At 37.6% G+C, this 11,626-nt stretch carries 9 protein-coding genes; 8 read left to right on the plus strand and 1 reads right to left on the minus strand.

Translation table 11 applies throughout. The features are described 5' to 3' along the window. Positions 1-14 precede the first annotated feature (14 nt). From BW932_RS01435 to BW932_RS01455, 5 genes are all read left to right on the plus strand, one after another. A complete protein-coding gene (locus tag BW932_RS01435; protein ID WP_076384628.1) occupies positions 15-485 on the plus strand; it encodes an Lrp/AsnC ligand binding domain-containing protein in 471 nt (156 codons plus the stop codon). 341 nt (positions 486-826) lie between these two features. Next, entirely contained in the window at positions 827-1,813 is a 987-nt protein-coding gene (gene deoC / locus BW932_RS01440; protein ID WP_245820616.1) for a deoxyribose-phosphate aldolase, read from the plus strand. Between the two features lie 524 nt (positions 1,814-2,337). Beyond that, entirely contained in the window at positions 2,338-3,069 is a 732-nt protein-coding gene (locus BW932_RS01445; protein WP_076384632.1) for a DUF6261 family protein, read from the plus strand. Positions 3,070-3,138: 69 nt separating this feature from the next. Then, on the plus strand, positions 3,139-4,245 hold the full coding sequence (locus BW932_RS01450) for a hypothetical protein (protein WP_076384634.1): 1,107 nt from the start codon (positions 3,139-3,141) through the stop codon (positions 4,243-4,245). A gap of 30 nt (positions 4,246-4,275) precedes the next feature. After that, positions 4,276-6,669, plus strand: a complete 2,394-nt coding sequence (locus tag BW932_RS01455; RefSeq protein ID WP_076384636.1) for an aldehyde dehydrogenase family protein — start codon at positions 4,276-4,278, stop codon at positions 6,667-6,669. A 167-nt stretch (positions 6,670-6,836) separates the two neighbouring features. On the opposite strand, the gene BW932_RS01460 is transcribed toward BW932_RS01455, so the two are convergent. Next, positions 6,837-7,199, minus strand: a complete 363-nt coding sequence (locus BW932_RS01460; protein WP_076384638.1) for a hypothetical protein — start codon at positions 7,197-7,199, stop codon at positions 6,837-6,839. 121 nt (positions 7,200-7,320) lie between these two features. On the opposite strand from BW932_RS01460, the gene BW932_RS01465 reads away from it, so the two are divergent. The 3 genes from BW932_RS01465 (at position 7,321) to BW932_RS01475 (ending at position 11,597) form a co-directional block, all read left to right on the plus strand. Beyond that, positions 7,321-8,184 (plus strand): glycoside hydrolase family 25 protein, encoded by an 864-nt coding sequence (locus BW932_RS01465; protein ID WP_076384640.1) that lies wholly within the window; start codon positions 7,321-7,323, stop codon positions 8,182-8,184. A 150-nt stretch (positions 8,185-8,334) separates the two neighbouring features. Next, positions 8,335-10,212, plus strand: coding sequence for an ABC-F family ATP-binding cassette domain-containing protein (locus tag BW932_RS01470; RefSeq protein ID WP_076384642.1), 1,878 nt, complete (start codon positions 8,335-8,337; stop codon positions 10,210-10,212). 8 nt (positions 10,213-10,220) lie between these two features. Continuing rightward, entirely contained in the window at positions 10,221-11,597 is a 1,377-nt protein-coding gene (locus BW932_RS01475; protein WP_143745480.1) for an APC family permease, read from the plus strand. The last annotated feature ends 29 nt before the right edge of the window (positions 11,598-11,626 follow it).

Below are 11,626 nucleotides of genomic sequence, written 5' to 3' on the forward strand. Positions count from 1 at the left end.
AATTTATATAATAAGTGAAAAACGCAACTAACACCGATTACCATTTAGATACGGTCGACAAACAGATCATTTATATGCTGATGGATAACGCCAAAACTTCTTTGGCGCATATCTCCAAAAACATCGGTATTTCTACCACTGCAGTTCATCAAAGAATTAAAAAATTGGAGCAAGCTGGAGTAATAGAAAATTCGATTTCCTTTCTTAATCCAAGAAAAATTGGCTTTAAAGTAGTTTCCTATATAGGAATGTTTTTGGAGCAACCCAGCCATTATCAAGATACCATTAAAGCTTTGAACGATGTCAAAGAAGTGGTTGAAGCGCATTATACCACAGGAAATTACACCATTTTCTTGAAAGTACTTTGCCGAGACAACGACCATTTAATGGAGATTTTGAACAAACTTCAGAAAATGAAAGGAGTTACACGTACAGAAACTTTTATTTCGTTGGAACAAAGCATTAACCGACAATTAAAAGTATAAGTTCTTTGTACTTTTTTCTGAATAAAGAGCCTGTTTACAATTGTTCTGAATTCTTTAATCCCGAAAAATCTATAGAGAACAGCTGTAGAAAAGAAAAAAAATGCTCTCTTTGGAAGCATTTTTTTTCTCTTTTAATAGACCTAAAAAGGATTCAAACTTTTAGGATTTTTACGGGTTTTTACAATCAATCGAACGGGCGCTTTCATCCTTTGTTCAAAATCAATGTTTTTTTTTATTGACGTGAAGGAATGATTTTCATTTTCCATTGCAATAAATTGATTTCAATTGGTTAAATTTACCATCCTAATTTTATAACTATTTTCTGAATAATGACGAAAACAATGGAAAAAAATCATGTAAAAGCAGTCGATATTCACGCCGAAATCCGCAATGAAGGTCTTCCCTTCAATACCAAATATTTCGATGCCATCAATATCAACAGAAGTGCTATTGACCGCAGAGTTTCTACTTTATCAGGAAGAAGAAGCGTGAAAAAAGAATTCCAGGCAGCGTGGTTGCTCAAAGCAATTTCCATGATCGACCTCACTACTTTAGCAGGAGACGATACGCGCGGAAACGTGATGCGTTTATGTGAAAAAGCGAAAAATCCTGTTCGTGCCGATCTTTTGCAGGCATTAGGAATGGAAAATGCAAGCCTTACAACAGGCGCAGTTTGCGTGTATCATACTTTAATTCCCTTCGCGAAAGAAGCTTTAAAGGGAACTTCAATCCCAATCGCGGCAGTTTCTACCGGATTTCCCGCCGGAAATATTTCCTTAGAAGATAAAATCACCGAAATAAAAAAATCCGTTGCAGCCGGAGCAAAAGAAATCGACATCGTTATTTCCCGCGATCTGGTTCTGGAATCAAAATGGAAAGAACTCTACGATGAAATAAAGCTTTGCAGAGAAGCTTGCGGAGATGCACACATGAAAACCATTCTCGCCACCGGAGAAATCCCCACTTACACGAAAGTCGCAAAAGCTTCTTGGGTTGCAATGATGGCAGGATCAGATTTCATCAAAACATCCACCGGTAAAGAGTCGGTCAACGCAACTTTAGCCGTGAGTTTGGTCATGATCCGTTGTATCCGCGATTATTACGAATTAACCGGCGTGAAAGTCGGCTACAAACCAGCCGGCGGAATTCAAAAAGCAAAACAGGCACTCGATTATTTAATTTTATTGAAAGAAGAATTAGGCAACGATTGGCTCACTCCAGATTTGTTCCGATTCGGTGCGAGTTCTTTGTTAGGCGACATCGAGCGACAGTTAGAACACTTCGTCACCGGAAGATACAGCGCCAATTTCCGTCATCCGATGGCGTAATTTGAGTTATTGAGTTATTGAGTTTTGGGTTTTTGAGAGGTTGAGCTATTGAGTATTTGAGTATTTTGAATGATCGAGGTTCAAGTATTTGAGCGTTGAAAAACCCTGAAAGGGCTTAATCAAAAGCATTGGGTGAAGCCCAATCTTTTTGAATGTTTGAGGTTCAGGTATATGAGAGTTGAAAAGCCCTGAAAGGGCTCAATCAATAACATTGGGTGAAGCCCAATGAAAAAAAGGTCAAAGTAAGTAAGCCCTGAAAGGGCGGAATCAATTTTAACCGTAACAAGGTTGAGCAATGTTTTAGAAATGAAAAAAATTACGGAAAATACAATACACCCTCGCTGCATGTTTTCCGCTCTTCCGGAAAGTATGTTTCTACCCAGCGGCAAGCTTTCCGCTTCATCGGAAAGTAGGTTTCTGCCCAGCGACAATCTTTCCGCTTCATCGGGAAGATCCTTGCTGCCGGGCGATTGATTTTCTTTAAAAATATTGATTATCTTTATTTTATAAACACAAATATTATTATGATTATTTCAATTGACCTTTGGAATTTGCGAAACGCCACTTATCTTCAGTTTCAAAAAGACTTTCTGGCCATTATTTTCCGAAATGATCCTGCTTCATTGCAGATAGAATCTAAGTATAATGAGCTTACCGCTAAAAGCGTAGAACTTGAAAATCTCTTTAAAAAAGTATTGGCGAATCCCATTTCTCAGGAGTTGATCATTTTGGATGGTAGGAGAGATGACGCCATCAATGGGATTTACTACGGTGCATTATCCTATTCTTATCATTTCGATGCACCCACTAAGCAGGCTGCAGATGCACTCTTGGCGAATTTTAAACTGTACGGGTCTGGAATTGCAAAGCTCAATTATCAGGCAGAAACCGCTACCATTAGTAACATCATTAATGATTGGGAAAATAAGCCAGAGCTTATACAGGCGCTAACTACGCTTAATTTAAGTTCATGGAGAGACGAATTAAAAACGGTGAATGAAGAATTCAGCACGAAATACCTCGATAGAACACAGGATTACGGCAATGCCTCCCCTGAAAATATGAAATTAAAAAGAGAAGAAACCAATACCGTTTATTATGCTTTAAGAGACCGCATCAATGCTTTGGATTTGTTGGTAGAAACGCCGCCATCGCCTTACAGTGCGGTGATTAATCAGTTAAATTCTTTGATTGAGCAGTATGATAGATTATTATCCTCACCAAACCCTTCTGAAGAAATACCTCCTTTATCATAAGGAAAGAAACCAAGTGAAAGCAGTTGACAAAGTAAATCATCAAAATCTGAACATTATAAACTGAGCCTTATGAGCGAAGATCAAAAACCAGATTACGCAGCGTTAAATAAGCAGTGGGCGAAGGAACTCATGGAGAATTCTGCAGCACAAGAATATTGTAACCCATACAGTGCATTTTCATTCAAGTATTTTTGTGAAGCGTATGCAAGAACAAAGTCCTACGGTTTGCAATGGGGAGAAATGTACCAGAGACTTAATGAAAAAAAACAAAATGAATGGATTGATGCAGGATATACGCATCTTTGCATTATTCAGCAAAAAAAATTATTTGATGCGCAATGTCTTTGGCGTGCAGACCAATTAGACATCAAGGAAATAGAGGTCTGTTTTGATTTTCTGGTGTGGGAAAAGGACGTGCTGAACTGCCCTTTTATAGAAGATATTACAGAACAAGAAGTAGATTGGTACTGCCAGTATTTATCGCAAAACAATGTAGATTTGAAACAGGGCTGGTTGAGTAATTGGCAAGACTATGAAAATATAAAAGAAGCCTATGCAACAGACAATGGAAACCGAAATGTACCGGAATGGTATGATTTTCATAACGGCAAAACTGGCAATGGAATCTTGCTCATTTTACCTGATCTACGTGGACAAAGAGAAAAATTTTATGCAAATTTAGCGCGGGAAGCAATGCGCAGAGAAAATCCGCCACCTCCTCCCCGAGATCCGGAATTAGATAAACCCTGGATGAATTTCATGGAAACCAATCTTCATCTAGAATTAGCAAAACAGATCGAAGATAAGCATACTTTCAGATTAATGCAGGAATATGTAACAGCAACAGAACATCACCAATCCTATGAATATGAGCGTGCACAGGAAGATTTTCGCTATCTCTCCGAAATAAAAGACGAATTGGTTCCGATAGAATCGCATTATGATTATCGGCAAGCATTAAGCAGAGCCGTAGAAAACTATAAATGCCGAAAAATAGCAGAGCATTTCTATTCAGCGTTCCGAAAATATAAGCAAATGCGGTATATGGGATTCCAACTAGGCACAGAGGTAGAAAAAGAACAGTTCAAATCCTTCACAGATTTAGGAAAGCCTGGGAAAAACTTTATTCTTAAAGGCAGAGAAAAGAATGGAGAACCCAGAGATTTTAATTTTTAAAAAGAAAACATTCATCAATTATTAAATAGAATGGAAATCAAAGAAATATACGACACCATGATTTACGGTCCCGCTCCGGAAAGCGCAGCAGCTGCTGTAGAATTTTTAGAAAATCACAACCGACAGTTTGAACTTTTTATCGGTGGAGAATGGGTAAAACCCAACTCAAAAAAACACATCGATTCCAACAATCCGTCCAACAAAGAATTTCTCGCAAAGATCGCAGAAGCCGATGAAACCGATGTTGACAAAGCCGTAAAAGCAGCCAACAAAGCTTTACCAGAATGGGTTGCAATCGGTGGATTCGAGCGCGCCAAATATTTGTACGCCATCGCGCGCCAAATTCAAAAACATTCCCGGTTGTTTGCGGTTTTAGAAACTTTAGACAACGGAAAACCAATCCGCGAAACCCGTGATATCGATATTCCAATCGTTGCAAGACATTTTTATCATCACGCAGGTTGGGCAAAATTAATGGATACGGAGTTCAGAGATTATCAGGAAGTTGGGGTGATCGGACAAATTATTCCTTGGAATTTCCCTTTAATGATGCTTTCTTGGAAAGTCGCTCCAGCTTTAGCCATGGGAAATACCATCGTTTTGAAACCTGCAGAATATACTTCTTTAACCGCTTTGCTTTTTGCAGAAATCTGTGAAAAAGTGGGACTTCCAAAAGGAGTAGTCAATGTGGTAACAGGAAAAGGAACGGTTGCTGGAACTGCTTTGGTGAATCATCCGGATATTCAGAAAGTAGCTTTCACTGGTTCAACTAAAGTTGGAAAAATCCTTAGAACAAATATTGCCGGAAGTGGTAAAAAAATATCATTAGAATTAGGCGGAAAATCACCATTCATCGTATTCGAAGATGCCGATTTAGATTCTGCGGTGGAAGGAATTGTAGATGCAATTTGGTTCAACCAAGGTCAGGTTTGTTGTGCCGGTTCCCGATTATTAATTCAGGAATCCGTTTCTGAAAAGTTCTATAAAAAACTTCGCGCAAGAATGGAAACTTTGCGCATCGGTGATCCAATGGACAAAACAGTCGATATGGGTTCAATTGTTGATAAAGTGCAGTTGAAAACCATTGACGATATGGTGAAAATTGGGGTTGAAGAAGGATGCACGATGTATCAATCTAAAAATGCAGTTCCAAAAAATGGTTGGTTTTATCCACCCACTTTATTCACCGATGTTCCGACAAGTGCGGTAATTGCACAGGAAGAAATCTTCGGACCGGTTTTGGTGGCGATGACGTTCCGTTCACATTCGGAAGCGATTGCTTTGGCGAATAATACAAGATACGGGTTGGCTTCCTCGGTTTGGACAGAAAATATCAATTTAGCTTTGGATGTTGCACCCAAAATTAAAGCTGGAAGTGTTTGGATCAACTGTACGAATCAGTTTGATGCTGCTGCAGGTTTCGGTGGTTACAGAGAATCCGGTTTTGGAAGAGAAGGCGGAAAAGAAGGTTTGTACGAATACATGAAACCAAAAGTGGAAGCAGAATTTACATCAAAACCAATTCTTCCGAAAGCTGAAAAAACACCAAAAGCTAAAAGCCAAAAGCTAGAAGCAAAAGGGATCGATCGTACCACAAAAATGTACATCGGTGGAAAACAAGCTCGTCCAGATGGAGGTTACAGTACAGAAATCAAAAATGCTTTCGGCGAATATATCGGTGAAGTTTCTGAGGGAAACAGAAAAGATTTACGAAATGCCGTAGAAGCAGCACACGCTGAAAAATCTTGGGGCGGAATGACCGGTCACGCAAGAGCGCAAGTTTTGTACTATATCGCAGAAAATTTAGCCATTCGTGCGGAAGAATTTGCAGAAAGAATTGTAGAAATGACCAATCAGTCTTTAGAATCTGCGAACGATGAGGTGGAGAAATCCATCGAAAGAATTTATACTTACGCCGCTTATGCCGATAAATACGATGGAGCTGCACATTCTACCGTTCAAAGAATGGTGACTTTGGCAATGCCTGAAGCGATCGGAGTAATGGCGATTGTTTGTCCGGATGAAAATCCTTTGTTAGGATTTATTTCTACCGTTATTCCTGCTATTGCGATGGGAAATCGAGTAGTGGTCGTTCCTTCTGAGAAACATCCTTTTTCTGCAACTGATTTCTATCAGATTTTAGAAACTTCTGATGTTCCAGCTGGAACGGTGAATATTGTTACCGGACCAAAAGAGGAATTGGCGAATGAACTTGCGAAACATTATGATGTCGATGGAATCTGGTATTTCGGATCGCAGGAAGGAAGCAAAAACATCGAATTATTATCCACCGATTCTATGAAAAGATCGTGGGTGAATTTCGGGAAATACAGAAATTGGCTGAATGTTTCCCACGGTGAAGGTCAGGAATTTCTTCGTCATGCAACAGAAATTAAAAACATTTGGATTCCTTACGGAGCTTAGATTAATTAAAGATTGGAGCTAAAAGCTTTAAGCTACAAGCAATAAGCAATAAGCAAGAAGATTTATCATTTCAAATGACTCTTATGTTATTATAGGAACTTCGGATGTTCTGAAAATATAAAACCATGCAATGTTGCATGGTTTTATATTTGAGGGTGATTAAAGAATTATTTCGTTTCTTTTTTCACGTAATCTTTCGTGTCTTCATAGCCTTCTTTCACTGCTTCTCCACCTTTTTTTGCGGTTTTTTCGGTCCATTTTGCGGCTTTTTTTACGCCTTTCTTCGTGGATTTTGCACCTTTTTTAACCGTTTTATCAGTCCATTCGGCTCCATCTTTTACTCCTTCTTTTGTCGCTTCGTAACCTTTTACTGCTGTTTTTTCGGTCCATTCTGCGCCTTCTTCTACCGCGGTTCCAACTGCTTTTGCATCTTTTTTAATTTCCTCTTTTACGGTTGGTTTCGTTTCTTGTGCATTGATTGCTACAGCAAAAAACACCACTGCCGCTAATGATAATACTTTCGTTTTCATATTTTTTTAGATTTTAAATTATTTTGATTTGGTGTTTCACAAATTAAGCCAATGAACAGTTCTAAAATATTTTAACTATAAATTAACGCTTGTTCTTTAAAATTGATATTTTTGCAAACTCATGCCTACAAGAAAACTCAAAAGAAAAACCACCCGAAAAATTCATAAAAAACGCAAAAGACATTTTCTTCTTCGGCGGGAAATTCTGTTGATTTTTTTGGCGATCGCTTTATTAGGAACCGGATTTTATTTAAAACAGAAAATTTCCTTTTACTATGCGATGTATTTTAACCAATTTCATCACAAAAAATTATCAAACTCAGAATCGGAGGAAAACAGAATCAACCGGATTATTGGCGATTATGCAGATAAAACTTTCGGCATGGATGTTTCTCATTATCAAAGAAAAGAAGATATTAAATGGGATAGTTTAAGCATCGGAAATCGTGCAATTCCTATAGAATTTGTGGTTTTTCGCGCAACGATGGGAAACCGATCTGCAGATAAACATTTTGATGAATTCTGGAAATTAGCCAAAAAACATGAGCTCATTCGTGGTGCTTATCATTTTTATAGAGCCGACGAAGATCCTGTTTTACAGGCAAATAATTTTCTGGAAAACGTAAAATTAGAATCCGGTGATCTGCCGCCAATTTTAGATATAGAAAAAATTCCGAGAAGAAAATCTACCAAAAAACTCATTGAAGATCTTAAAATATGGTGCCGAATTGTGGAAGAAACTTACGGCGAAAAACCTATTATTTACACGTATTATCACTACTACAAAGATTTTTTGAAGGGTGAATTTGATGGATATCCGGTTTGGCTCGCCAATTATAATGATGTTCCAGAACCTTCACCAAATCAGGATTGGAAAATTTGGCAGTTCACCGAAAATGGTATTGTTTACGGCATAAATTCCAAAGTGGATTTGAATGTTTTTAATGGAAATCGATGGTCTCTGAAAAGATTGACTTTAGATTAAATTCCACATACAGGATTTAAGATACAGGATTCAGAGAGAGACTTTCATCTGACATCCAACTTCTAGCATCCAACATCCAACATCCAACTTCTCACCCCATTTTATTTCCGTACTTTTGCACCTTTCAAAATTCCTCCTTTAAAATCAATTATGAATTACATTTCAGCCGAAAACCTTACGAAATCTTATGGGGTGAAAACCCTTTTTAAAGACATTACTTTCCATATTAACGAAGGTGATAAAATTGCCATCGTTGCCAAAAATGGCTCCGGAAAATCGACATTGCTCAAAATTTTGATGGGCAAAGAAATCGCCGATTCGGGAACAGCGGTTATTAATAAAGATATTCAGGTGGTTTTGTTTGACCAAGAAATTGACTTTGAGGGCGAACTGAATGTGGAAGAATTTATGATGACCTTGGATTCTGCACCAATTATGGCGCTAAAAAATTATCACCATGCCTTGATTTCCGAAAATCCGGATGACATGGATAAAGCGCTAAATGAAATGGAGATTCACGAAGCTTGGGATTTGGAAAATGAAATGAGCCAGATTTTGAGTCAACTGAAAATTACAGATCTGACTTCGAAAATGAAAACGCTTTCCGGAGGTCAAATTAAAAGAGTTGCGCTTGCAAAATTATTGGTAGAAACACGCGCTCAACATCGGCATACGCTATTAATTATGGATGAGCCAACCAATCACCTGGATGTGGATATGGTGGAATGGCTGGAAAATTATTTGTCGAAAGCGATGGTTACTTTACTTTTAGTAACACACGACCGGTATTTTCTGGATGCAGTTTGTGATATTATTTGGGAAATTGAAGATTTCAATCTCTATGTTCACAACGGAAGTTACGGAACCTACTTGGAAAATAAAATCATCCGGGAAGATAATTTGAATTCTACCATTGATAAAGCGCAAAACCTTTACAGAAAAGAGCTTGAATGGATGCGAAGACAACCGAAAGCACGAACGACAAAATCGAAATCGCGTCAATCAGATTTCTATGAAACCGAAAAAGTAGCCAAAACCGATACCAGAAAAGAAAAGCTGGAATTGGATTTTGAGATGAAACGCCTCGGAAATAAAATTTTAGAATTAAAGAATATTGATAAAAGTTTTGGTGATAAACAATTGCTTAAAGATTTTTCTTATCAGTTTCAGCGGGGAGAAAAAGTAGGAATTGTCGGTAAAAACGGTGCCGGAAAATCTACGCTTCTCAATATTATTCAAGGTTTCGAACCTTATGATTCAGGTTCCATTGAAACTGGCGAAACCATTAAATTTGGGTATTTTGCGCAGAAAGGTTTGCTCTATAAAGAAGATCAAAGAGTGATCGATTTTATCAAAGATATTTCCGAAAATTTCCCTTTAGCAAACGGAAGAACGATTTCTGCTTCTCAATTTTTGAGGTTGTTTTTATTTGATGATCAAACCCAATATTCCCCGATTTCGAAATTATCGGGAGGCGAAAAACGTCGTTTGCATTTGATGTATGTTTTGTACCAGAATCCGAATTTCTTGATTTTCGATGAACCTACAAATGATTTGGATTTACCAACTTTGACGGTTTTAGAAAATTTCCTTCTTCAGTTTCAAGGGAGTTTAATCATTGTTTCCCACGATCGCTATTTTATGGATCGTATTGTGGATCACGTTTTAGCATTTGAAGGTGAGGGAATAATCAAAGATTTTATTGGAAATTTCTCGGAGTATCGGGAAAAGAAATCGCAGGAAAAAACCGAAAAAGTTGCTAGTACAGTTGTTGAAACTCCAAAGAAAGTAGAAAATGTTCCCGTTGCAACAGCAGCGGCGACGAAAAAGTTGACTTTCAAGGAACAGCAGGAATTAAATGATATCGACAAGGAAATACCGAAATTAGAAAAAGAAAGCGCGGAAATTCTAGAAAAATTAAACAATGAAACTGATTATGGTAAGATTGCAGATTTTTCTAAAAAATTAGAAACCATTGCTGATAAACTTCAGGAGTTGGAAATGCGTTGGTTAGAACTTCAGGAATAAAAATAGCAATGGATCGAAATCAAAAATTAGAAGCCAAGTACGGATTGTTTACCGCCATTTCTATGGTAATCGGACAAGTAATTGGTTCCGGAATTTTCTTTAAAGTTGACGATGTTTTGTTAGCCACAGAAGGAAATATTCTTGCCGGATTTTTGGGGTTTGTAATTGTGGGAATCAGCGTTGTTTTTGCCGGGATTTCGATGGCAAATTATGCCGAATTATTGCCCAAAGATGGTGGAATTCTCAGTTATGTGAATTATAGATTTGGTGAAACTGCAAGTTTTTTTGTAGGATGGATGTACATGAGTTTGTTTTATCCTGTTCTTACCGCAGTTCTCTTCACGGTTTCTGGGATTTATATTGCGCATCTCTTGGCAGAATTCATGAATTTCGAACCTACGTTTCTGCATTTTACTTTAATAGGTTTTGTTAATTTGCTCATTTTCTTTGTAATCAATATTTTTCGCCCCAGAAGTAGTGGTATTTTTCAACAAATGACTACGGTGCTGAAAGTTTTGCCTTTAATATTGATCGCTTCTCTAGGGATTCTAAGTTTGTTCAAAGGCGATGTTAATCAGATCAACAGCTTTTCTCAGGTTGGGAATGGCTTACAAAGCAAATCATTTATTTTGCTGGTTGCGGCGAGTTTTATCCCGATTTCCTTTGCATTTGATGGTTGGTATATTGCGACACAAATTTCAAGTGAGATTAAAAATTCACGTAAAAACCTTCCGAAAGCTTTAATAATAGGAACTATTTCGGTGATGTTCATTTATATCGCCTATTATTTAGGAATCGTTTTCCGGATGAGTGGCTCAGAAATTATTAATTTAAAGGATACTTATATCACTGAGTTTGCGAGAAAGTTCGCTTCGAATTCTGGCGCATTATTGATGCAATTGTTCATTATTATTTCAGTTTTAGGAACTTCCAACGGTTTGCTTTTGGCCACGATTCGGGTACCTTATCAATTCGCTAATTTAGAAAAGTCGAAGAAATTTCTGAACTTAAATAAGGTAGATGAAAAAACCAAAATGCCTCTAAATAGTGCTGTTTTTGGAACTGCGGCGATTGTCTTTTATATCATTCTATACTATCTTACCAACACTTATCCTTATTTTACCGAACGCAATTTTGATATTTCTGCAATTCCAATTGTTTTTATTTATTTGGTAAATGGTGGTTTGTTTGTAGGTTTATTTCAACTGTTTAAAAAAAATGTTTTCCCCGGAAACCGGTTTTTTAAATCTGCGATGGCCGTGATAGCGGTTTTAGGAAACATCATTGTACTTTTCGGAACAGCCTCTGCTCCTAATGGGATTGCCTATTTTGGGGTGAATTTGCTCTTTATTTTGGGCGGATTCCTTTTGATGAGAAAAAACTGATAAATATCAGTACATTGAAATTCTATTCA

Source organism: Kaistella chaponensis (assembly GCF_900156725.1).
Taxonomy (GTDB): domain Bacteria; phylum Bacteroidota; class Bacteroidia; order Flavobacteriales; family Weeksellaceae; genus Kaistella; species Kaistella chaponensis.